The organism is Paenibacillus sp. FSL L8-0436 (assembly GCF_038593025.1).
GTDB lineage: Bacteria > Bacillota > Bacilli > Paenibacillales > Paenibacillaceae > Paenibacillus_AQ.
Window position 1 is genome coordinate 3,056,153 of record NZ_CP151955.1, and the last position, 21,219, is coordinate 3,077,371.

Annotated in this window: 21 protein-coding genes and 2 pseudogenes; 17 read left to right on the forward strand and 6 right to left on the reverse strand. The window is 51.4% G+C overall.

Going from position 1 to position 21,219, the window contains the following annotated elements; translation table 11 throughout:
* The first annotated feature begins 36 nt into the window (after positions 1 to 36).
* The 3 genes from rsgA to spoVM all read left to right on the forward strand — a co-directional run bounded on the left by rsgA (position 37) and on the right by spoVM (position 1,880).
* Positions 37 to 942, forward strand: coding sequence for a ribosome small subunit-dependent GTPase A (gene rsgA / locus NSS79_RS13955; protein WP_342439784.1), 906 nt, complete (start codon positions 37 to 39; stop codon positions 940 to 942).
* 3 nt (positions 943 to 945) lie between these two features.
* A complete protein-coding gene (gene rpe / locus NSS79_RS13960; RefSeq protein ID WP_342439785.1) occupies positions 946 to 1,614 on the forward strand; it encodes a ribulose-phosphate 3-epimerase in 669 nt (222 codons plus the stop codon).
* A 185-nt stretch (positions 1,615 to 1,799) separates the two neighbouring features.
* Positions 1,800 to 1,880 carry a stage V sporulation protein SpoVM gene (gene spoVM / locus NSS79_RS13965; RefSeq protein WP_020431362.1) on the forward strand — a complete coding sequence of 27 codons (81 nt, stop codon included), beginning with the start codon at positions 1,800 to 1,802 and terminating at the stop codon, positions 1,878 to 1,880.
* Between the two features lie 100 nt (positions 1,881 to 1,980).
* On the opposite strand, the gene rpmB is transcribed toward spoVM, so the two are convergent.
* Positions 1,981 to 2,169, reverse strand: a complete 189-nt coding sequence (gene rpmB, locus NSS79_RS13970) for a 50S ribosomal protein L28 (protein WP_019911441.1) — start codon at positions 2,167 to 2,169, stop codon at positions 1,981 to 1,983.
* Positions 2,170 to 2,360: 191 nt separating this feature from the next.
* On the opposite strand from rpmB, the gene NSS79_RS13975 reads away from it, so the two are divergent.
* The 4 genes from NSS79_RS13975 to NSS79_RS13990 all read left to right on the forward strand — a co-directional run bounded on the left by NSS79_RS13975 (position 2,361) and on the right by NSS79_RS13990 (position 7,502).
* Positions 2,361 to 4,139, forward strand: a complete 1,779-nt coding sequence (locus tag NSS79_RS13975) for a DAK2 domain-containing protein (protein ID WP_342439786.1) — start codon at positions 2,361 to 2,363, stop codon at positions 4,137 to 4,139.
* Positions 4,140 to 4,222: 83 nt separating this feature from the next.
* Positions 4,223 to 5,083 carry a DegV family protein gene (locus tag NSS79_RS13980; protein WP_342439787.1) on the forward strand — a complete coding sequence of 287 codons (861 nt, stop codon included), beginning with the start codon at positions 4,223 to 4,225 and terminating at the stop codon, positions 5,081 to 5,083.
* A gap of 13 nt (positions 5,084 to 5,096) precedes the next feature.
* Positions 5,097 to 7,148: an ATP-dependent DNA helicase RecG gene (gene recG / locus NSS79_RS13985; protein WP_342439788.1), complete on the forward strand. Its 2,052-nt coding sequence runs from the start codon at positions 5,097 to 5,099 to the stop codon at positions 7,146 to 7,148.
* 66 nt (positions 7,149 to 7,214) lie between these two features.
* On the forward strand, positions 7,215 to 7,502 hold the full coding sequence (locus NSS79_RS13990; protein ID WP_342439789.1) for a stage VI sporulation protein F: 288 nt from the start codon (positions 7,215 to 7,217) through the stop codon (positions 7,500 to 7,502).
* Positions 7,503 to 7,630: 128 nt separating this feature from the next.
* Here NSS79_RS13990 and NSS79_RS13995 read toward each other — a convergent pair whose 3' ends face one another.
* From NSS79_RS13995 to NSS79_RS14010, 4 genes are all read right to left on the reverse strand, one after another.
* On the reverse strand, positions 7,631 to 8,500 hold the full coding sequence (locus tag NSS79_RS13995) for a YitT family protein (RefSeq protein WP_342439790.1): 870 nt from the start codon (positions 8,498 to 8,500) through the stop codon (positions 7,631 to 7,633).
* A gap of 31 nt (positions 8,501 to 8,531) precedes the next feature.
* On the reverse strand, positions 8,532 to 9,779 hold the full coding sequence (locus NSS79_RS14000; RefSeq protein ID WP_038590603.1) for a cation:proton antiporter: 1,248 nt from the start codon (positions 9,777 to 9,779) through the stop codon (positions 8,532 to 8,534).
* 3 nt (positions 9,780 to 9,782) lie between these two features.
* A complete protein-coding gene (locus NSS79_RS14005) occupies positions 9,783 to 10,277 on the reverse strand; it encodes a cation:proton antiporter regulatory subunit (RefSeq protein WP_342439791.1) in 495 nt (164 codons plus the stop codon).
* Between the two features lie 75 nt (positions 10,278 to 10,352).
* On the reverse strand, positions 10,353 to 10,718 hold the full coding sequence (locus NSS79_RS14010) for a hypothetical protein (protein ID WP_342439792.1): 366 nt from the start codon (positions 10,716 to 10,718) through the stop codon (positions 10,353 to 10,355).
* 181 nt (positions 10,719 to 10,899) lie between these two features.
* On the opposite strand from NSS79_RS14010, the gene NSS79_RS14015 reads away from it, so the two are divergent.
* Together NSS79_RS14015 and NSS79_RS14020 are read left to right on the forward strand one after the other, a co-directional pair.
* Positions 10,900 to 11,319: a DUF2500 domain-containing protein gene (locus NSS79_RS14015; protein ID WP_342439793.1), complete on the forward strand. Its 420-nt coding sequence runs from the start codon at positions 10,900 to 10,902 to the stop codon at positions 11,317 to 11,319.
* Between the two features lie 184 nt (positions 11,320 to 11,503).
* A complete protein-coding gene (locus tag NSS79_RS14020) occupies positions 11,504 to 14,191 on the forward strand; it encodes a calcium-translocating P-type ATPase, SERCA-type (protein ID WP_342440366.1) in 2,688 nt (895 codons plus the stop codon).
* 104 nt (positions 14,192 to 14,295) lie between these two features.
* On the opposite strand, the gene NSS79_RS14025 is transcribed toward NSS79_RS14020, so the two are convergent.
* A complete protein-coding gene (locus tag NSS79_RS14025) occupies positions 14,296 to 15,234 on the reverse strand; it encodes an NlpC/P60 family protein (RefSeq protein ID WP_342439794.1) in 939 nt (312 codons plus the stop codon).
* Between the two features lie 412 nt (positions 15,235 to 15,646).
* On the opposite strand from NSS79_RS14025, the gene NSS79_RS14030 reads away from it, so the two are divergent.
* The 8 genes and pseudogenes from NSS79_RS14030 (at position 15,647) to NSS79_RS14065 (ending at position 21,217) form a co-directional block, all read left to right on the forward strand.
* Entirely contained in the window at positions 15,647 to 16,717 is a 1,071-nt protein-coding gene (locus NSS79_RS14030; protein ID WP_342440367.1) for an ABC transporter substrate-binding protein, read from the forward strand.
* Between the two features lie 66 nt (positions 16,718 to 16,783).
* Positions 16,784 to 17,710 (forward strand): ABC transporter permease, encoded by a 927-nt coding sequence (locus NSS79_RS14035; RefSeq protein WP_342439795.1) that lies wholly within the window; start codon positions 16,784 to 16,786, stop codon positions 17,708 to 17,710.
* A complete protein-coding gene (locus NSS79_RS14040) occupies positions 17,697 to 18,491 on the forward strand; it encodes an ABC transporter ATP-binding protein (protein ID WP_342439796.1) in 795 nt (264 codons plus the stop codon). The genes NSS79_RS14035 and NSS79_RS14040 overlap by 14 nt, the downstream gene beginning before the upstream one ends.
* Positions 18,492 to 18,733: 242 nt before the next feature.
* Positions 18,734 to 18,979 (forward strand): hypothetical protein, encoded by a 246-nt coding sequence (locus tag NSS79_RS14045; RefSeq protein ID WP_342439797.1) that lies wholly within the window; start codon positions 18,734 to 18,736, stop codon positions 18,977 to 18,979.
* Positions 18,980 to 19,002: 23 nt separating this feature from the next.
* Entirely contained in the window at positions 19,003 to 19,206 is a 204-nt protein-coding gene (locus NSS79_RS14050; protein WP_342440368.1) for a histidine kinase, read from the forward strand.
* Positions 19,178 to 19,477 (forward strand): annotated as a pseudogene (locus NSS79_RS14055) (ABC transporter permease); the annotation flags it as partial. The gene NSS79_RS14050 and the pseudogene NSS79_RS14055, both read left to right, overlap by 29 nt.
* Before the next feature lie 3 nt (positions 19,478 to 19,480).
* A pseudogene (locus tag NSS79_RS14060) lies at positions 19,481 to 20,254 on the forward strand (carbohydrate ABC transporter permease); the annotation flags it as partial.
* Positions 20,231 to 21,217 (forward strand): rhamnogalacturonan acetylesterase, encoded by a 987-nt coding sequence (locus NSS79_RS14065; RefSeq protein ID WP_342440369.1) that lies wholly within the window; start codon positions 20,231 to 20,233, stop codon positions 21,215 to 21,217. The pseudogene NSS79_RS14060 and the gene NSS79_RS14065, both read left to right, overlap by 24 nt.
* Positions 21,218 to 21,219 lie beyond the last annotated feature (2 nt).

Sequence of the window (21,219 nt, forward strand, 5' to 3'; positions counted from 1 at the left end):
ATTTGCGCAAAATCAGGAGAGGAAGGCTCACTATGTATGCCTGAAGGAATAATTATTAAAGCATTAAGCGGATATTATTACGTTAAGCCGCTCCGGGACGGAGTAATTGCGACAGAGGAAGAGGCAGTTCAATGCCGGGGGCGGGGGATTCTTAAGAAAAAAGGGGTTGCTCCGCTCGTCGGTGACCGTATAATCTATATTCTGACCGAAAACGAGGAAGGGATGGTTGACGAGTTGCTTCCGCGTGAATCGGAACTCATCCGCCCGCAGGTTGCCAACGTGAAGCTGGCTGTGCTGCTGTTCTCGGTGCGGGAGCCGGATATGAATTTGAATCTCCTGGACAAGTTTCTGGTCCACATCGAACATTCCGGTCTGAACACCCTGATTGTACTGACCAAACAGGATTTAGCGGATGACGATGGGAAAGCAACGCAAATGGTTAAAGAGCTTTATGAGCGTATCGGCTACGAAGTGATGGTTACTAGCTCTTTAACCGGCTCCGGCAGCGATGAGCTGCGCAACCGGCTTGCCGGAGTCATCAGTGTCTTCTCCGGACAATCCGGTGTAGGCAAGTCAACGCTGCTGAACCGGCTGGTGCCCGGTCTTGAACTGGAGACGGGTGAAATCAGCCTGCGGCTCGGCCGGGGACGCCATACCACCCGCCATGTGGAGCTGATGGATATCGGTAATGGCGGCTTTGTGGCCGATACACCCGGGTTCAGCCAGTTGGACTTTTTGGAACTCGGCGTGGATGAGCTGTCGGTCTGCTTCCGGGAGTTTGCTCCTTATGCGGAGAATTGCAAGTTCCGCGGCTGCAGTCATCTGCATGAGCCATCCTGCAGTGTCATCGAGGCATGGCAGGCTGGAGAAATTGCAGACAGCCGCTATGAGCATTACAAGCTGTTCTACAATGAAATGAAAGACAAGAAGCGGAGGTACTAACTGATGATTATAATTGCCCCATCTTTGTTATCGGCGGATTTCGCCGCAATTGGTACTGAAGTAGCGGAAGCGGAGGCCAGTGGTGCAGACTGGATTCACGTGGATGTGATGGACGGTCATTTTGTGCCGAATATTACGCTGGGTCCGCCCATTGTCAAAGCAGTGAAGTCCCACACGTCTTTACCGCTTGATGTGCACCTGATGATTGAGAATCCGGAACGTTACATTGCCGATTTTGCTGCAGCCGGTGCAGCGGTTATAACGGTTCACGCAGAGGCTTGTGTGCATCTCCACCGGGTTATCCATCAGATCAAGGAACTGGGCCTGATGGCCGGCGTGGCGATCAATCCGGGAACTCCGGCTTCAGCCGTGCGCGAGGTGCTTGAGGATGTGGATATGGTGCTTGTGATGACCGTGAATCCGGGCTTTGGCGGCCAAGCCTTCATTCCCCATACACTGCGCAAGATCCGGCAGATCCGGGAGTGGGCGAACGAAGCCAATCACAAAGGGCTGCGCATCGAGGTCGACGGCGGAATTGCCGAAGCAACGGCACCCCTGGCGGCTGAAGCGGGCGCAGACACCCTTGTCGCAGGCAATGCCGTGTTTGGACGCAGCGATCGTGCAGCCGCCATCAAAGCAATCCGTGAAGCAGCAGAGGCAGCAATCCGTTAATCGGGCGGCCGCCTAATTAGTCTTGAGGTATAGGCCAAGTTGTGGGTGCATAAATATGGTTACATGAGCAGAAATCTCATGCAGCCTTTTTTTGTTCCATAAGGGAGTTCTGCAGCTCGTTTGCGCAAACAGAAAAGACAGGAAAGTCTCCTAGCGTACGGCATGAATTGATGGGAGGGTTAATGATGAAATTTTACACGTTTAAGCTGCCAAGATTTTTGGGAGGTTTTGTTAAAGCGATTTTGAATACTTTTCAGAAAAGCTGAGGAAGGATCAGAACTGAAAACATGAAAAAAAGCACCTTACGTATGTAAAGGGTGCTTTTTGCTTCATATGAGATATCGCTAGGTCTAGGATAATCCAAGACTAAACGCGTTCAACTTTGCCGGCTTTCAAAGCACGGGTGCTGACGTACACGCGTTTCGGTTTGCCGTTCACTAGGATACGGACCTTCTGAACGTTAACTCCCCAAGAACGACGGTTGCGGTTGTTTGCGTGAGACACGTGGTTGCCGCTGCCCGGTTTCTTGCCTGTTACAGTACATTTGCGGGACATAGATTACACCTCCTTGTTACTAACACCTGCATAAAACAATACTTAAATATAATATCACAGCAAAATTTGCTACGTCAACCGATTCAAAAACATTTATTTCTTTTGGCTCTTATAGTACAATATAAATTAGTGTATTATGTCCAGTTAATCATAGAATTGATTAGGCATGAAGTTAGGAAGGGGAATTCTCATTGAGTAAGCGTTCTATAAACGGAGCAGATTTTACCGCAATGGTACTCGCCGGAGCGGAAAAGCTGCAGCAGCATGCAGAGCACGTCAATTCCTTAAATGTATTTCCGGTTCCGGATGGAGATACGGGAACTAATATGAATTTGACGATGACTGCAGGCGCGAACGAATTGAAAAAGAATAATACCGCCTCTGTCGGGCAATGTGCAGGAGTACTCTCCAAAGGTCTCCTGATGGGTGCACGGGGAAACTCTGGCGTTATTTTGTCACAGCTGTTCAGAGGTCTTGGACGTTCCGCAGCCCAATATGATGAATTGAACACGCAACAGTTCGCGGCAGCACTGCAGACCGGAGTGGATACGGCCTACAAAGCGGTGGTCAAGCCTGTAGAAGGCACTATACTCACCGTCGCCAAAGAAGCTGCCAGACATGCGGTGTACTACGCTCGCCGCACGACAGACATTACGGAGCTTATGACGGAGGTTCTGGCCAAAGCCAAAGAGGCATTAGCCAATACTCCTGAACTTCTGCCTGTCCTGAAGCAGGTTGGCGTGGTTGACTCTGGAGGCCAAGGTCTGGTCTACATTTATGAAGGATTTCATCAGTATCTGACAAGCGGAGTCCCCGCATCTCCGGCGTCTGTACAAGGACAAGCTCCGGCACCTGCCGCTGTAACGGCACCTGTGCTCACCAAACCTGAGAATATATTGTCCTCCGTGCAGTCTTCGGCGCAATCCCAGCTGTCCACGGAAGATATCGAATTTTTATATGATATGGAATTTTTCATCAACCGCCAGCTTGGCGCAGCCGTGAAAGCGGAATTTGATGAGGAAGCTTTTCGGAAAGCATTGTCAGTTAATGGGGATTCAATCATCGTCATTTCCGATGATGACACGATCAAAGTGCATGTGCATTCCAAGACACCTGGTGAAGTGATGAGCCTGGCATTGCTCTACGGCGAGATCACCCAGATCCATATTCTAAATATGCGTGAGCAGCATCGCGATCTGCTGACAACAGGTATGGATATCGCTCCAATGCCGGATCTGTTTGCAGATATCCCTAGCGAGAAGAGCACAGTGCCTGCCCCGGCGGTTCCTCCGGCGGACGATATGGCGCCGTACGGCTTCATCGCCGTATCCTCCGGCGGCGGGATTACCGATATTTTCAAAAGCCTCGGGGTCGATGCGGTTCTGGCAGGCGGACAGACCATGAATCCCAGTACGGAGGATTTCGTAAACGCGATCTCATCCATCTCTGCGAAGCATGTATATATTCTGCCTAACAACTCCAACATCGTGCTTGCCGCACAGCAGGCTAAAGAGCTGCTTGAGGACGAACGGGATATCACGGTGATTCCGAGCAAGAGCATCCCGCAGGGAATTGCCGCTGCATTTGCCTTCCAGGAAGATGATGCAGTGGATGCCAATACAAGCAACATGCTGGAAGCCATCGCACATGTGAAATCCGGCCAGGTTACGAACGCCGTACGTGATACCGTGATTGAAGAGCTGGAGATCAAATCCGGACAGTATATCGGTATTTCCAATTCGAAGATCGTTGCTGCTTCCGATGAATTGCTCGCTGCAAGCAAGCAACTGCTCACAAGCATGCTGGAGAACGGCGACGAGATCGTTACGGTTCTGACCGGTGCTGAAGCAGAAGCGGATGTAACCGCGTCACTCAGCAGCTGGCTGGAAGAGGCTTATCCTCAGGTTGAAGTGGAGGTTCATGAGGGCGGGCAGCCGCTGTATTATTATCTTTTCTCGGTAGAGCCATAGGCGGAGACTGAATTCCTTCTGTCAGCATCAAAGCATACTCCGCCTCGTGCGGACTGCTTAATCATAGTTTGGGGAGGAAACCCATGAATCGTACCGTAATTGTCACAGACAGCACCTCAGATATTCCGCCGGCTCTGGCGGAAGCATACGGCATTGAGGTCGTGCCGCTGACATTAATGTTCGGCGAGGAAGCGTACAGGGACAATGTGGATATGACACCGGAGCAGTTCTATGAGCGTCTTCCCCACTCACCGAAGCTGCCGACCACATCTCAACCGTCTCCGGTGGAATATATGAATTTGTATCGCAGTATTCTGGAGCGTAATCAAGGCAGTACGATTCTATCTTTTCATATATCATCCGGACTTAGCGGAACTTATCAGTCTGCAGTCCTGGCCAAATCGATGCTGGATGAGGAAGGGGACGCCATCACTGTGGTAGATTCCCTGTCCGCATCCTACGGTTTCGGCTTTATGGTAGTGGAAGCGGCCAGAATGGCTAAAGAAGGTATAAGCCCGGAGGAGATTCTGACAGCCGTGGAGAAGCTGCGCCAATCGCGCAAACTTTATTTCCTGGTAGATACACTGGAATATCTGCAAAAGGGCGGCAGAATCGGCAAAGCATCCGCCATATTAGGCACGCTGCTGAATATCAAGCCGATTCTCTCCATTGATGCAGAAGGCATTATTTATGCGGTAGAGAAGGTCAGAGGCCGGAAGAAGGCAATAGCCCGCATGATCGAGCTGTTCAAAAACGATCTGCCGGGTGTGGACAAAATCAATGTGGCTGTGGGTCATACGGCTGAACCGGCTTACGGCGAAGAATTCTTGCAGGAATTAGCCGTGCACTTCACCCTGAATGAGAAAGTGCTGACCAACATCGGCCCTGTCGTAGGCAGCCATGTCGGCAACGGTACCTTAGCCGTATTCATTTGGCCCGCGTAAATAGGGGATGAACATGAACCTGTCTTTGGAAAAAATTGAAGTGAAGCAAATAACTGGCGTGAGCGCTCAAAAGCAATCCGAGCTCCACGCCTTTGGCGTTTTTACAGTAAAGGATCTGCTGGAGTATTATCCATTCCGTTATGAGGATTTCCGCCCCCGCTCGCTGAGTGAAGTGAAGCATGGTGACAAGGCTACCCTGGTGGCTAAGGTGATTGGCATCCCCGTACTGCAGCGGTTTGGCGGCAAGTCGCGCTTAAGCTGCAAGATGGTGGCTGAACCCTGGATGTTCACCGCTACATGGTTCAATCAGCATTATGTGCGCGAGCAGTTGACTGTAGGCCGGGAGATCGTGTTAACCGGCAAATGGGACCAGAAGCGCAGCCAGATTACGGTGACAGATTATGAGTTCCCGGACCGCGGGGAGGGCAAGACAGGCACCCTGCAGCCGGTATACTCTGTGGGCGGCAAGATCACCCAGTCCTGGATCCGCAAGGTTATTAACCAGGGCATGCAGCAGTTCGGAGAGATGATTCCGGAAATATTGCCGCACGTCATTATGCGGAAATATGATTTTATGCCCCGCAAGCGGGCCATCGCAACGATCCACCAGCCGGAGGATACCCGCGAAGGCCAGCAGGGACGGCGCAGAATGGTGTATGAAGAGCTGTTTCTGTTCCAGCTTAAGGTGCAGGCCTTCAGGGTGCTGAACCACGGCAGAATGGACGGTGTAGTGCATACAGTTGATAACTCTACCGTCCGCTCCTTTGTGCGCAGTCTGCCGTTTGAATTGACGGATGCGCAGAAGCATGTAGAGCTGGAGATTCTGCAGGACATGAGGTCCGGGTACTGCATGAACCGGCTGCTGCAGGGGGATGTAGGCTCAGGCAAAACGGTGCTTGCGGCCATTGCGCTTTTTGCCACCGTGAGGTCGGGGTTTCAGGGCGCGCTGATGGTGCCGACAGAGATTCTGGCCGAGCAGCATATGCGCTCGCTGACCAAAATGTTTGAGCCGTTTGGCATTACGGTAGGCCTGTTGACGGGCAGTGTCTCAGGGCGCAAACGTAAGGATCTGCTGGCCTCACTGCAAATGGGCGTGCTGGACGTCGTGGTCGGCACCCATGCTTTGATACAAGATGATGTATTCTTCCGCGGGCTGGGGCTTGTGGTTACCGATGAACAGCACCGCTTCGGAGTGAACCAGCGCAGTGTCCTCCGGCGCAAAGGGTATAACCCGGATGTGCTGACGATGACGGCGACCCCGATCCCGCGGACACTGGCAATTACGGTCTTCGGGGATATGGACGTCTCGACTTTGTCGGAGCGGCCTAAAGGACGGGTTCCAATCACGACTTATTGGGTGAAGCATGATCTGATGGAGCGTGTGCTGAACCTGGTCAGCCGTGAGATTGATCAAGGCCGTCAGGCCTATCTCATCTGCCCCCTGATCGAAGAGTCGGAGAAGCTGGATGTGCAGAACGCGATAGACCTGCATGTCCAGATGTCCCAGGCCTTTCCGAACTATAAAGTTGGGCTGCTGCATGGACGGATGACGCCGGGTGAGAAAGATGAAGTGATGCGCGCCTTCTACAGCAACGAGCTTCAGCTGCTTGTCTCCACTACGGTCGTGGAGGTTGGCGTCGATGTTCCCAATGCCACGCTGATGATCATCATGGATGCGGACCGCTTCGGTTTGTCACAGCTGCATCAGCTGCGCGGGCGGGTCGGTAGAGGCCAGCATGCGTCGTACTGTGTACTTGTGGCTGATCCCAAGTCGGAGATCGGCCGGGAGCGGATGACCGCCATGACCGATACGGACGACGGATTCGAGGTCTCCCGCCGTGATCTGGAGCTAAGAGGTCCGGGGGATTTCTTTGGTACGAAGCAAAGCGGTCTGCCGGAATTCCGGCTGGCGGACATGACTGCGGATTTTGAGATACTGGAGCAGGCGCGTGACGATGCTGCGGAGCTGCTGAAGGATTCTTCCTTCTGGACATCCCCAGATTATGCACCGCTGCGGAGCTATCTGCAGAACGAACAAATATTCCAGGGGGATATTATCGATTAAATAGGCACATGCGGCAACCGGCCCTCATATACTGTGAATGATTGGATATGACGGGAGGTGCTGCGCTTGGGTTATCAGCAATACGGAATCAGCCCGCAGCTGGTGGAACGCATCAAGCTGAAGATGAAGAATCCGGCAGTCAAGGAACGCATCAAAAATATGATTAACGGTATTTCCAGGCAAGAGCTGCAGGACACAGGAGTTGTGCGCAGGCTGGTACGCAATGCTGCGGCAGTGATGGGTGAGAAGCTGTCTTCAGCCCAGGAAGAGCAAATCGTGAAATTTGTGATCGCACAGAAGATTGATCCGAGCAATACGTTTCACCTGATCCGGTTATGGGGGATGTTCCGTTGAAGAAACGGGCATTTGCTAGACCCGGATCTGGCAGATAGGAAAAGGCGTTCCCGCGCTGCAGCAGCGGGAACGCCTTTTTCATAGGTTATAGCCATTCACAGTTCAGGAAAGTCCGGCAGAGTCATCTTTCAGCTGATTTTTTTGCGGAAAAAATCGGCGATGCCCTGGCCCTTCGCTGCGCGCACGACAATGAGGCTGTCCTCGTCGCATTCCTTCACAATTGAAGTCAAAGTGGCTTCCTCCATCTTGCTGGCAAGACAGAAGAGTGTGCCTTTCTGTCCCTCCGGCCCGGAAGCCTGGACAAGTTTGGTCTCCCGCTCGAGCGATTGGTGGAGCGCTTTGGAGATTTCATCACAGTGGCTGCTGGTAATCCAGACAGCCCGGGAGCGAGTTAGGTCCCGAAGTGAGATCCGGATGCCTTCAAAGGCCAGCAGATAGGCGATAATGCTGTACATCGCCTGATCCCAGCCAAACAGCATTCCTCCGAATAGCAGGATGACACAGTTGAACAGCATAATGACGGTTTCCGCCGATTTCGGCAAGCTGCCGCTTAGCAAGACATAACCCTGTTCACTGGTCTTGTTGCTGATGCCGCCGAAGCGGATTGAAATACCGATTCCAAAGCCAAGGCAGAGACCACCAGCTATTGCTGCAGCAAGCGGCTCACTGACAACGGCTGGAAAGTGATGCAAGGCCAATGAGCCTATGGTCAAGCAGATCAACCCGAGCATCGTATAAAGGGCAAAGCGAATGTCAATCTGCCTGCGTGACAAAAGAATAAACGGCAGATTGAACAGAAACAGAAACAGGCCAAGCCGCATTTCGGTAAGATGGGCGAGCAGAGCAGACAGTCCGGCTATTCCGCCAGGGACCAGCTTATGCGGAATCAGAAACAGCTCTAGCCCGACAGCGGCCAGCAGTCCTCCGCCAATAACGGAGAGAATGCGGATTCCCTTGTGCTGTGGCGGGGTGTATTCCCCGCGTAAACGTTTTTTCATACACGTCCCTCCCTTCAACAGGGAACTCTATTTACTCTTTGTCGAGTACAGGGGCGGCTTGTTTCGCTTTGCGTGCGAGATGCCGCTTTTCGAATTTGAATACCTTATCCAGGAGCTTGTAAATCGTCTTAGACTCCTTTGTCAGCAGCGGACCAAGGATGGCCAGCATCAGAACGTACATGGCAGCGAATGGCTGAAGGATCGCCATCAGTCCGCCCGCTTTGCCAAGATTGGCCATAATTATGGAGAACTCCCCACGGGAGACGATAGTTAGGCCAATGTTGGACGAAGCCCGCGGACTGAGACCTGCACTGCGTCCCGCCAGCATTCCTGCCAAGAAATTTCCGAACAGTGTTATGATTACCGCAGCTAATGAATACCAGAACGCTTCTCCTCCGAGGGAGAGCGGGTCAATGGTCAAACCGAAGCTGAAAAAGAAGATGGCTCCAAAGAAGTCACGGAACGGAATGACCAGTTTCTCAATCCGTTTGACATGCTCGGTTTCGGCAAGCACCAGCCCGACAAGCAATGCTCCGATCGCTTCGGCGACATGGATCGTTTCAGAGAAGCCGGCAATGAGAAAGAGGGCACCGAAGATGACAAGCGCGAATAATTCACTGGAACGGATGTTCAGGACGCGGTTGAGCCAGGGAACTAGCTTGCGTCCAATAATGAGGAGGGCCAGCATATATCCTAACGCGAGGAGCGCGGACAGCAGTACGCCGCCAAGCGACGAAGAGCCGCTGAGGACAAGGCCCGAGAGAATGGAGATGTAGACTGCGAGAAATACATCCTCAAACATGATGATGCCGAGAATCATTTCAGTCTCGGGATTTGCGGTGCGCTTCAAATCAACCAATACCTTGGCTACAATGGCACTGGAAGAGATCGTGGTGATTCCGGCAATAATCAGAATCTCCTCCAGAGGGAAACCGAGTGCCCAGCCGAGGACCAGCCCCAGTGTGAAATTGATCAGGATATATATCGTACCGCCGGTTACGATCGAACGTCCTGCTTTGACAAGCCGGCCCACGGAGAACTCCAGCCCCAGATAGAACAGCAGGAAGAGTACGCCGATGCGGCCCATAAATTCGATCAGGGAAGCACTTTCGATAAAGCGGAAATCGAGATGCCAAATTTTGAAGGCGTGGGGCCCAACGGCCATCCCGATAAGAATATAGAAAGGAATTACAGAAAAGCGGAGTTTGGTGGAGATGATTCCGGCAAGCGCAATCAGGACAATGGCCAGGCCTACTTCAAAAATAATATAATGGCTCATCTATTAACCACATCCATTTCGTAGGATGTGTTTGAACTGCTTATGCTGATGTCTCTCCCCGGCAGCGATAACGGTGCAGTCTGCTTTCAGCAAAACTTCCGGTCCAGGACTCAGATGTTTCTGATGGTTTTTTTCAATGATCGCAATAATAGTGACGCCTGCACGTGCACGTACATCCAGTTCGCCGATCGTATGCCCGATACATTTGAAGCCTGACTCGAGGCGGTACCATTCGATGATCAAATCATCCAGTGCCACCTCAATGGACTCCAGGGCCTTGGGCTTGTAGGTGACTCCGCCGACAATGGCAGAGATATGCCTTGCTTCATCATCGTCCAGTGTAACCATGGATACACTCTGATCCGGATCATCATAATCAAAATGGTACAGCTCGCGTCTGCCGTCGTCATGCACAATGACCACTAGCTTGTCGCCGCTGCGCGTTTGCAGCAGAAATTTTTTGCCGATTCCCGGCAGATCTGATTCTCTATAGTTCATGAAAGTCCAGCCTCCAATTGATATGTCTTAAGATTGTTCTTCTGTGAGAGCCAATATGCATTTCTTTTTCTGTCGTTAAATAGGGCGATGCACCAAATTTGAAGTATATCTAAGCGGTTGCAGCAGCAGCCGCTTCAGCGTAATGTAAATAATTGGGGATAGCGAAACCACAAGTACAGGTACGGGAGTTTCCGGCAGAACTACCGGTGTGATCCCATGATGCGGTAAGCGGACAGCGGGTACAAATTTAATAGGTGTTGAATGTGCACGAACCGGCGTCGCCATATTATGCTCGTAGCGTTCAAATTTGTGGGTCTCCCCTTCATACTCCACAGTGCTGAAAGCACCGATGGCTCCTGCTATCAGGGTAAACAGAAGAATCGGAATAAATGCGGCCCGAAGCAGTTTTGAGTAGGGAAAATACGCTAGATATGCCCTCATGAGATCACCTCCTTACTGTATCTTGTATATAAAGCATAACATACGTTCTTGTGCCGGGCCAAATTCAAATCAGCTCTTTTTTCATTTTACAAGGCTGAAAAACTGAAACTGATGGAGAAATAAAGCGTATTTTAAAGTAAATCGCACTTTTAATATTTTTTTTGAAAGAGGAGAGATGGATTTGAACGGACAGAGCTTTATTAGCGGTTTTGGGCAATTTCCGCAGGGCAGTTTTTTTTGGAGTTTTATTTATGGAATGCCTTTCTTTTTTAAGCTGATTTTTTTGCTGGTGATTGGTTTTTTTATCTTTTTTATCATCAAAGCCATTAGCATCTGGAGTAGCAATAATGCCAGTCCCTTGGTCTCTGCGTACGCTGCGGCCGTGACCAAACGGACACAGGTCTGGGGCGGATCAGGCGACTCCGGGGCCCACACGAGCTACTATGTAACTTTTGAGTTTCAAGATGGACGCCGCGTCGAACTGCAGGTACCGAATAAGGCGTTTGGATTGATTGTTGAAGGAGACCGGGGGGAGCTTGTATATCAGGGAACCAGGTTTAAGGGCTTTGAGCATCCCGGTTTTCAAAATACTGAAGGCTAATCGTCGTTGTTTGCAGATGTTTTTGAGTAAGCTTTGAAAAATGTCCTTAAATTTTCAGAATTCTGCGGTTAATTTTGGGTAAAACTCCATATAAGTGATTTGCTATACACCACTTTAGAACATGGGAGGAGCTGACAGCTTGAATTCGAACTCTGCAAATCAACAAGATCAACAACCGTTTCATCTGCTGGAGAAAGAGGAAGTCCTGAAGCGGCTGGAGACAAGAGAAGAGGGATTAACTTCAGAACAGGCGGCGCAGCTGCTGGAGCGGTACGGGAAAAATATGCTGCAGGAGGCAAAGCCAAAGTCACTGCTGGCCAAATTTATTGAGCAGTTCAAAAATGTAATGATCTTTATTCTGCTGGCGGCCGCGGTGTTGTCGGGTATTCTCGGGGAATGGACAGATACAATCATTATCCTGCTGGTTGTTATATTGAATGCGGTGCTTGGAGTCATCCAGGAAAACAAGGCAGAACAGGCCCTGGAAGCGCTGAAAAGCATGTCTTCGCCGCATGCCCGGGTCCGCCGCAGCGGTCAGGTGACGGAGATCAAGAGTGAGGAGCTTGTGCCCGGTGATATTGTCCTGCTGGAAGCAGGCAATGTCGTACCTGCCGATGTCAGGCTGCTGGAAACAGCATCACTTCAGACAGAGGAAGCTGCGTTAACCGGTGAGTCGCTGCCTTCGGATAAGCATGCCGACAAACTGGAGGGGACAGATCTCGTAATCGGCGACCGGACAAATATGGCATATATGAGCAGCAGCGTCACGTACGGAAGAGCTGTTGGCGTCGTTACAGCCACAGGGATGAAGACTGAGGTCGGGAGAATTGCCGGCTTTATCGCAGAGGAAGAAACGGATGTCACTCCGCTGCAGAAAAAGCTGGATGAACTGGGGAAATACTTCACCTATATTATTCTGGGTGTGTGTGTAGTCATTTTTGCCGTAGGATTACTTCAAGGCAGAGAAATGCTGGATATGCTGCTCACCTCGATCTCACTGGCGGTTGCGGCGATTCCTGAAGGACTGCCGGCGATCGTAACGATCATTCTGGCGCTTGGCGTTCAGCGCATGGCCGGACGCAAAGCGATTATCCGCAAGCTGCCTGCGGTGGAGACGCTCGGTAGCACTGAAATTATCTGCTCTGACAAAACAGGAACATTGACACTCAACAAAATGACTGTCGAGAAGCTGTACGCCAATGGAGCAACTATTGAGGCGACCGAACAGCTCAAGGAAACTCCGGGCGGTGAGCTGCTGCTGCAGGCGATGACGCTGTGTAATGATTCCAGCATTGACGAAGGCAGCACTACCGGCAAGCAAGGTTCAGAGAACACAAAGGGGGATAAAGCCAGCGGGACCAAAAGCGGCAAAGCGATTATCGGGGATCCCACGGAGACAGCCCTTGTGGACTATGCGCTGAGCATCGGCACTGACAAGCGGGAGCTGGAGAAGCAGTATCCCCGGAAAAGCGAGCTGCCCTTTGACTCGGACCGCAAGCTGATGACAACGATTCATCAGGTGGAGGCAGGGAAGTTCCGCGGGCTTACGAAAGGTGCTCCCGATGTGCTGCTTTCCAAGTGCAGCCACATTTATGAGGCCGGGGAGCTCATTCCGCTCACGGAGGAGCATTCCCGCAAGATCACTGCAAGCAATAAGGCGCTTGCCGATGAAGCGCTGCGGGTGCTGGCTTTTGCCTACCGTGATTATGCAGAGCTTCCAGACAAACCTTCACCGGACACAACAGAGAAGGATCTGGTATTCATCGGCCTCGTCGGGATGATTGATCCCCCGCGCGATGAAGTGCGCGACGCTGTAGCGGTCTGCCGCAAGGCGGGTATCCGTCCGGTTATGATTACCGGAGACCACAGGGACACCGCTGCGGCTATCGCCAAACGGCTGGGTATCATCGATGACGACAAGAGTGTCCTGACCGGACGCGAACTGGATAAGATCAGCGAGGCGGATTTTGCCAATAGGGTCGAGGACTATTCCGTATATGCCCGTGTTTCTCCGGAGCACAAGGTAAGGATCGTCAAAGCGTGGAGAAAAAAGGGCAAGATCGTCGCTATGACTGGAGACGGGGTGAACGATGCACCGGCTTTGAAGTCAGCGGATATCGGTGTGGGCATGGGGATTACGGGGACGGATGTCGCGAAAGGCGTATCCGACATGGTGCTGGCCGACGATAACTTCACGACCATTGTAGTTGCGGTAGAAGAAGGACGGAAGGTATACAGCAATATCCGCAAATCCATCCAATTCCTGCTCTCCGCTAACCTTGGGGAAGTGCTGACCTTGTTCATCGCCACAATGATCGGCTGGCGGATTCTTGAGCCTATTCACATCCTCTGGATCAACCTGGTGACGGATACGCTGCCTGCGCTGGCATTGGGGCTGGAAAAAGCCGGGGAAGATGTAATGACGAAGAAACCCCGTAAGTCCAGCAGCAGTATTTTTTCCGGTGGTGTGGGGGCAGGGATTGTCTACCAGGGGATCATCGAAGCGGCACTGACACTGCTCGTCTATTACTGGGCGCATACCCATTATGATGAGGGTGTCGCAGTTACGATGGCTTTTGCCACCCTCGGTCTGCTTCAAATTACACATGCCTTCAACGTCAGATCCAATACGAAATCTCTGTTCCAGATCGGTTTGTTCAGCAACAAATATATGCTGGGCGCATCGGTGATTTCCGGACTACTGCTCGTGCTGGTCATCATTATTCCGGGTCTGAACGATTGGTTTGGTGTACAGCATCTGAACGGTTTGCAGTGGTGGATTGTCTGCGGGGCAGCCGTGTCCATCGTTGTTTTAGTTGAACTGGTGAAGCTGTTTGTCCGGCTGAGCGGCAAAGGCAAAGGTTGGGACTAGTGAAACCGGATCATATCCGTTAATTTAAAATGTAAAAAGAGCCTGGTCTTCTTTAGCAGGAGATCAGGCTCTTCTTTACTTCAGCAGCCTACGCTGCTATGTGGTTACAGCACGCGCTGCATATGCAGTATCACGTTGCTCCAATATCCGCTGTCCAGTTCGCTGATCTGTACGCCGGGATCACCCCAGGTATGGATGAACTTTCCGTCGCCGATATAAATACCTACATGACCCGGTATGGCGTCACTGTCAAAACGTCCTGGCACGGTGAAAAAAATCAGATCTCCGGCCTGCAGCTCACTGCGGCTTACCCGTCTGCCGATGTTGTCCTGGTCTTTAGCCAGCCGGGGCAGATCCACACCAAACTTTTTAAATACATGCTTTGTGAAGGAGGAACAGTCGAAACGTCCGGTATCCTCATATGGACCGGTGCCGAAATCGTAAGGTACACCCAGAAATCTTTTGGCAAAGGCGACTAGTTGACCGGTATCTACGCTCGAAGCGCTCTGGATGCGCAGCGGTTTGGCTATATTGGAGTTACCGTTTTTTTCAGTATTGCTAAGGGCTTCCTTGTCTGACGGCAAAGCGATATTGATCTCACCGCTGGTGGGGTTCCAGCCCACCTCAGTTTGGAGCAGCTTAGACAAAGCTGTAGGAGTGATATAGATTTGACCGTCACGGCGCACCGGCGCGTCAGGCAGGGTGATTTTTTCCCCCAGTGAAAAGACCTGAGTAGAGTTCGGGCGCAGCATGTACATCACATCCGTATAGCCGAGCTTGGCATAACCTCCGCTGGCGGTGTCATCCTTCATCCGGTAGCCGATTGAGGCAGCGGCGGGTTTCAGCGGAATCCAGAACTTTCCCTGCTTGTCGGTGACATGGGATTTCTCATAATAGCTGCCCGCAAAAGTGCCGGCAGGTGTCACCGAATTGACTTTTGGCTTTGCCTCGTTTTTGTAATACCCGCATGCGCTGGTGGACATAACAATGGCAAGGATCACAGCAGTTTTCGTGAATTTTTTAGTTGGATAAATAAATGTCATCGGACACACTCCATGTTCAGACTGTAAGTTCAGTTTGCGCAAGGAGATTTTTTTTATAAGATCAGGGGGAGTGAACATCTTGGCTTAGCTTCCTGATCTTGCAAGAAAAGCATCCTCTAAGGAAGGATTCGGCGACATCCCCGAAATGACATCAATCGAAGCTTTTCTTGTAGAGTCAGAAGGAGTGAACATCTTGGCTTAGCTTCCTGATCTTGCAAGAATAAATTGGAGAGTTGATAAGTCATTGACGGATAAAGGACCGCCATATAATATTATGTTTAATAGATTGGCTGTATTTTATGTGAGGTTAGTGTAAGCTTTTCGCTTTAACGCTTTTAAAGATGAAAGCGATAGTGCTGAGTCGCTCACTTTGATGCACGCGCTGATACCGTAAAAGAAAAGGGGTTATATGATGAAAAAAAAGAACATTTGGGTAGGACTAAGCTTGTGTCTGATGCTTGTAGCTTCGGGTTGCGGATCGAACAACAATGCTGCGGTGAATACGGAAAAAGCTGCTAATAAACCGGCAAATGCCACGGCTGCTCCTGCAGATGCAGGCAGCAAAGAAACCTACAGCATTGCCATCTCCCAATACGTAGAACATCCGTCGCTGGATGCGACACGCGAAGGCTTCATGGCTGCGCTTAAGGATGCCGGACTTATTGAAGGCGAAAACCTGAAGGTGGATCTCCAGAACGCACAGGCCGATCAAGCCAACAACCTGTCCATCGCACAGAAGATTGCCGGCGACAAAAACGATCTCGTGCTCGCGATTGCCACTCCTTCGGCTCAATCAATTGTGCAGAAGGTAGATAAGGATACACCGGTATTGTTCGCCGCTGTTACAGATCCGCTGGATGCCAGACTTGTAACCGATCTGGAACACCCGGGCGGCAATGTCTCCGGTGCTTCCGATACCAATCCGGAGGCAATCACCCGGCTGATGCAATTCATTGCGGCACAGTTCCCGAAGGTGAAGAAACTGGGTCTTGTCATTAATGAGGGCGAGCCGAATGCTGTAGTTATGGCAGGAATCGCCAAGGAAGAGCTTGACAAACACGGCATTGAGCTGGTGAAGGCTGCAGTCACGAATACTTCTGAAGTGAAGCAGGCGGCTGAATCGCTTGTCGGACGTGTAGACGCATTCTACATTACGCTGGACAATTCGGTGGTAAGCGCTGTAGATACGATCATTCAAACCGCGAATGAGAAGAAGCTTCCTTTCTTCTCCGCTGACCGTGATACGGTAGAGAAGGGCGCTTTTGCCACTGTCGGTTTCAAATATTATGACCACGGCTATCAGGTCGGTGAAATGGCTGTGGAGGTGCTGAAGAACGGCACAAGCCCAGGCGACATGAAAGTAACCATGCAGGAGAAGCTGGACCTTATACTTAACCTGAAGGCTGCAGAGGCGCAGGGCATTGAAGTTACAGATGCCATGAAAGCCGAAGTCGTTGACCAGACCAACAACATCATTCAATAAGTTCAGATATTATGACGGGGCGATTCGAGAAGAACGCCCCTTGCCGCTTGAGGGAGGAAGTCACCTATGTATGATTCAATAATGGGAGCCTTGGAATCGGGCTTGCTGTACGCTTTTATGGCTTTGGGGGTATATATAACTTTTCGGATTCTTGACTTTCCGGATTTAACTGTAGACGGAAGCTTTACAACTGGCGGGGCCATCGCCGCAGTGATGATTACTCAAGGTTATTCCCCTTGGCTGGCTACATTCTGTGCAATGGCTGGCGGTATGGCGGCCGGCATGTGCACGGGCCTGCTGCATACAAAAGGCAAAATTAACGGATTGCTGTCCGGGATCCTGATGATGATAGCTCTTTATTCCATTAATTTACGGATATTAGATAAGCCCAACGTTTCGATCATGGGCGAAGACACCCTGCTTAGTTCAATAAATCCTTTGCTGGTCATGCCGTTTATTGTGGTTGCTGTTAAACTGCTGATGGATCTGTTTCTGCGCACAGACCTTGGCCTGGCCCTGCGGGCTACAGGCGACAATTCAAGAATGATCCGCAGCTTCGGTGTAAACACAGATACAACGACTATTCTCGGCATCAGCCTGTCGAATGGCTTAGTGGCGCTCTCGGGAGCACTAATTGCTCAGTCTTCCTCTTTTGCCGATTCAACCATGGGTATTGGGATGATTGTTATCGGACTGGCTTCGGTAATTATTGGAGAGGCGATTTTTGGCGCCAGAAATGTGTTCCGTGCTACGCTGGCCGTTGTGCTGGGCTCGATCGTCTACCGGATTGTTGTAGCGCTCGCCTTGCGGGTTCCGTGGCTGAAGGCCTCCGACTTGAAGCTGATTACGGCAGTTATCGTCATTATTGCCCTGTTATTCCCGTCGCTTCAGCGGTATATGAAGCAGAAGAGAACAGCCCGCAGAAGAAGCGCTGAACTAGCGGCGCTGGCGCTAAGAAGCAAGAAAGGGGGAGCAGCCGATGCTAAAGCTTGATAATGTATCCAAGCTGTTTAATCCCGGCAGCCCGGATGAGAAGATAGCGTTGCTGGGCATCGACCTTCACCTTCAAGCCGGCGATTTCGTTACGATTATCGGAAGCAACGGGGCAGGTAAATCCACTTTGATGAACGTGATCTCCGGAGTAATGAAGCCCGATCTGGGGGAGGCACGGATCGAAGGCAGCTCGATCAGCCATTTGCCTGAGTATCAGCGCGCCCGCTGGATCGGACGGGTCTTTCAGGACCCGATGGCCGGTACAGCCCCGCATATGACGATTGAGGAGAATCTGGCGATGGCTTTCAAACGGGGCCAAAACCGTGGTCTGACCTTCGGAGTGAGCAGCACCAGACGGGCGCTGTTCCGTGAACAGCTGAGCCGCCTTGGCATCGGACTGGAGAACCGGCTGCGCGCCCAAGTGGGCCTGCTGTCCGGCGGAGAGAGACAGGCGCTCAGCCTGCTGATGGCGACCTTTACCCAGCCGCAGATTTTGCTGCTGGACGAACATACTGCAGCCCTTGACCCGGCCCGCGCGGAGCTGATTACGAAACTGACGGAATCGATTGTCCGTGAGATGAAGCTCACTACGCTGATGGTTACCCATAACATGGAGCAGGCCATCCGGCTGGGCAACCGGCTGATCATGATGGATAAAGGAACTATTATTCTGGACATTGATGCAGAGCGGAAAAAAGATCTGACCGTCGAACGGCTGCTTGGTGAATTCGAAACCATCAGCGGACATAAGCTGGCGGATGACCGGATGATGCTGGGATAATATGTGCTTTACTTAAATACGCATTTACAATCATCACCCTATAGACTTGGATATGCAGTTTCTCATGAAACTGCTATTCAGGTCTTTTTGGTTTATATTTCCATAACCGTGTCATTCGTTTATGATAATAATGTTCATGAAGCGAACTGGCCTTATAAATGATACGGAAAGGCGGATTGAAAAAAGAAATGTACTTGAGAAATAATAAAAGCGCTTACAGGAATTCGGGGATCTTTAACAAAATGATTCTGCTCATTTCCTTCTTACTGCTGCTGTCGTTTCTGTTTTCTCTTATATTTCTTCAGTACGTGTACCGGATGGTGGCTTTTGCGGGTGCGGAGAAGTATGTGTATTCCATGATGCTGATGGATGCAAATGACGGTGTGATGACAGCCGGCAACCGGGAAGGAGTATCGCAGTCCCTGCAGGATCAGCTGAAGCCGCTGGCTGTAGCACTTTGGAATCGATCAACTGGCTGGCCAAGGTGAACAAGCAGGAGCAGATTTCAGAGATGGTGGAGGCGCTGGGTTACCTGCTCCGCAGCTCGATAGGGCTGAAAGACCCGCTGATCACACTAGAGAAGGAGCTCAGTATTGTGAGGAGTTATGTCACGATTCAACGAACGCGTTTTGAGGAGCGGCTGGACTTCAGAATGGACATTCCTGCCGATCTGCAGGATGCGCTGATTCTTCAAAATAACGCTGCCGCTGCTTAGTTCGGTGATTCTGTTCAATCTGGTTATGCAGACGATCAGCGCATTTATGACATTTGTGCCGGCCTACATTATTTCCAAAGGCGAAGGCGGGCCGATGGACGGAACCATGCTTTATTCCCTGTATTTGTTCCGCCAGGCATTTATGTTCAACAATATGGGCTATGCGTCGGCTATGGCCTGGGTGATGCTCCTGCTCGTCGGAATTATGACTGGAATTCTGTTCAAAACATCCAGATCATGGGTTTTCTATGAATCAGGAGGAGGGAAATGAGCCATGGCGAAGAATAAAATGAAATGGCCGATCTATCACCTGCTTATCGGCGGACTCGCCATCATCATGCTGTACCCGATTGTATGGATGATCATGAGCTCCTTTAAGGAGAGCCGTTTGGTGTTCGTCACGGCGCAGCAGCTTCTCCCGCATCCATGGGAGTGGGGGAACTACGCCAAAGGCTGGGAAGGGGTCGCAGGATATTCGTTCGGCGTCTTTATCAAGAACTCATTCGTTATCGTCATTGTGGCTACTTTCGGTGCGGTGTTCTCTTCCTCACTGGTTGCCTTCGGATTCGCCCGCAACAAATTTGCCGGCCATGGCCTGTGGTTCGGGATCATGATGATGACGCTGATGCTGCCCTCGGATGTAGTGCTGGTGCCGCAATATATAATTTATACGAAGCTGAATTGGCTGGACAGCATCAGACCGATTGTAATTCCGCAATTTTTCGGTGTCCCGTTTTTTATCTTCCTGATGCTGCAGTTCATCCGCACGATTCCTGCAGAGCTGGACGAGGCGGCGACGATTGACGGCTGCGGTAAATTCAGATTGTATTACAAGATTATTCTGCCACTGATCCGGCCTTCTATGGCGACTGCAGCAATCTTCTCCTTCTACTGGCGCTGGGAGGATTTGCTCGGGCCTGTGCTGTATTTGAACTCTCCATCCAAATACACAGTATCCATGGGTCTCAAAATGTTTCTCGACAGTGAATCCGTTTCCAATTGGGGGCCGATGTTCGCGATGTCTGTGCTCAGTCTCACGCCGGTTATGCTGCGCGGAGACTGCTGCATTCCGCAGAAGGCGTTGTTTTTGGCGGATGTGCCGGACGGTATTTACCGCGTTACCGTGCTGGCCGGAGACAAGCTCGCCGATACCTGCACTGTAATCCGCACGGGAGCAGGCAAATTTGTGCTGGAACCGCTTGTTGTGCCGGAAGGTCAATATGTATGGGAGTCCTTCATTCTGAGGGTTAGCGGCGGACAGCTCAAACTCTCCTTCTCGGGAGCGGCTCCGAGGATTAATGCCGTAGAAATTCAGCCGGATCATGAGGCGCTGGTACTGTATTTGGCGGGGGATTCCACCGTGACTGATCAAGGGGAAGACGGTTATCCTTATGCCGGCTGGGGACAGCTGCTGCCGTTAGTTTTCAAACCGGGCGTAGCTGTGGACAACCGGGCCTTGTCAGGACGCAGCTCGAAGAGCTTCATCGGTGAAGGTCATCTGCAGGCGATTGCCGCCGACCTGCGGCCGCGCGACTATCTGTTTATCCAGTTCGGCCACAATGACTCCAAAAATGATGAGGCCCGTCATACCGAGCCATTCACAACGTACAAGGAGTATTTGGGGCAGATGGTGTCAGCAGCCAGGGAGGCGGGAGCCTATCCCGTGCTAATAACTCCCATGCAGCGCAGGTGGTTTGACCGTGAAGGAGCCATTATCGACAGCCATGGCGATTATCTGACTGCGATGAGGGAGCTTGCGGCTGAAGGAACCGTGCCGCTGATTGACCTGGAAGCGAAGAGCCGCAGGCTTTTTGAAACCTATGGGCCGGAAGGCTGCAAAGAGCTGTTCATGTGGAGTTATCCCGGAGAGTTCCTCAAACATCCTGCGGGAGTGCAGGACAACACCCATTTTCAGATCCTGGGTGCCCGCTTGCTGTCGCAGCTCGTGGCAGAAGGCATCCGCGAGGCAGGCCTGAGTGATTTGGTCATTCATTTGCGCCAGGGAGACTAACC

Excerpts from the sequence above, each read along its gene's own strand:
- rsgA (WP_342439784.1), top strand. The coding sequence starts at position 37 with ATGCCTGAAGGAATAATTATTAAAGCATTAAGCGGATATTATTACGTT.
- rpe (WP_342439785.1), top strand. The coding sequence starts at position 946 with ATGATTATAATTGCCCCATCTTTGTTATCGGCGGATTTCGCCGCAATT.
- spoVM (WP_020431362.1), top strand. The coding sequence starts at position 1,800 with ATGAAATTTTACACGTTTAAGCTGCCAAGATTTTTGGGAGGTTTTGTT.
- rpmB (WP_019911441.1), bottom strand. The coding sequence starts at position 2,169 with ATGTCCCGCAAATGTACTGTAACAGGCAAGAAACCGGGCAGCGGCAAC.
- NSS79_RS13980 (WP_342439787.1), top strand. The coding sequence starts at position 4,223 with ATGAATCGTACCGTAATTGTCACAGACAGCACCTCAGATATTCCGCCG.
- recG (WP_342439788.1), top strand. The coding sequence starts at position 5,097 with ATGAACCTGTCTTTGGAAAAAATTGAAGTGAAGCAAATAACTGGCGTG.
- NSS79_RS13995 (WP_342439790.1), bottom strand. The coding sequence starts at position 8,500 with ATGAAAAAACGTTTACGCGGGGAATACACCCCGCCACAGCACAAGGGA.
- NSS79_RS14000 (WP_038590603.1), bottom strand. The coding sequence starts at position 9,779 with ATGAGCCATTATATTATTTTTGAAGTAGGCCTGGCCATTGTCCTGATT.
- NSS79_RS14005 (WP_342439791.1), bottom strand. The coding sequence starts at position 10,277 with ATGAACTATAGAGAATCAGATCTGCCGGGAATCGGCAAAAAATTTCTG.
- NSS79_RS14010 (WP_342439792.1), bottom strand. The coding sequence starts at position 10,718 with ATGAGGGCATATCTAGCGTATTTTCCCTACTCAAAACTGCTTCGGGCC.
- NSS79_RS14025 (WP_342439794.1), bottom strand. The coding sequence starts at position 15,234 with ATGACATTTATTTATCCAACTAAAAAATTCACGAAAACTGCTGTGATC.
- NSS79_RS14030 (WP_342440367.1), top strand. The coding sequence starts at position 15,647 with ATGAAAAAAAAGAACATTTGGGTAGGACTAAGCTTGTGTCTGATGCTT.
- NSS79_RS14035 (WP_342439795.1), top strand. The coding sequence starts at position 16,784 with ATGTATGATTCAATAATGGGAGCCTTGGAATCGGGCTTGCTGTACGCT.
- NSS79_RS14040 (WP_342439796.1), top strand. The coding sequence starts at position 17,697 with ATGCTAAAGCTTGATAATGTATCCAAGCTGTTTAATCCCGGCAGCCCG.
- NSS79_RS14045 (WP_342439797.1), top strand. The coding sequence starts at position 18,734 with ATGATTCTGCTCATTTCCTTCTTACTGCTGCTGTCGTTTCTGTTTTCT.
- NSS79_RS14050 (WP_342440368.1), top strand. The coding sequence starts at position 19,003 with ATGGTGGAGGCGCTGGGTTACCTGCTCCGCAGCTCGATAGGGCTGAAA.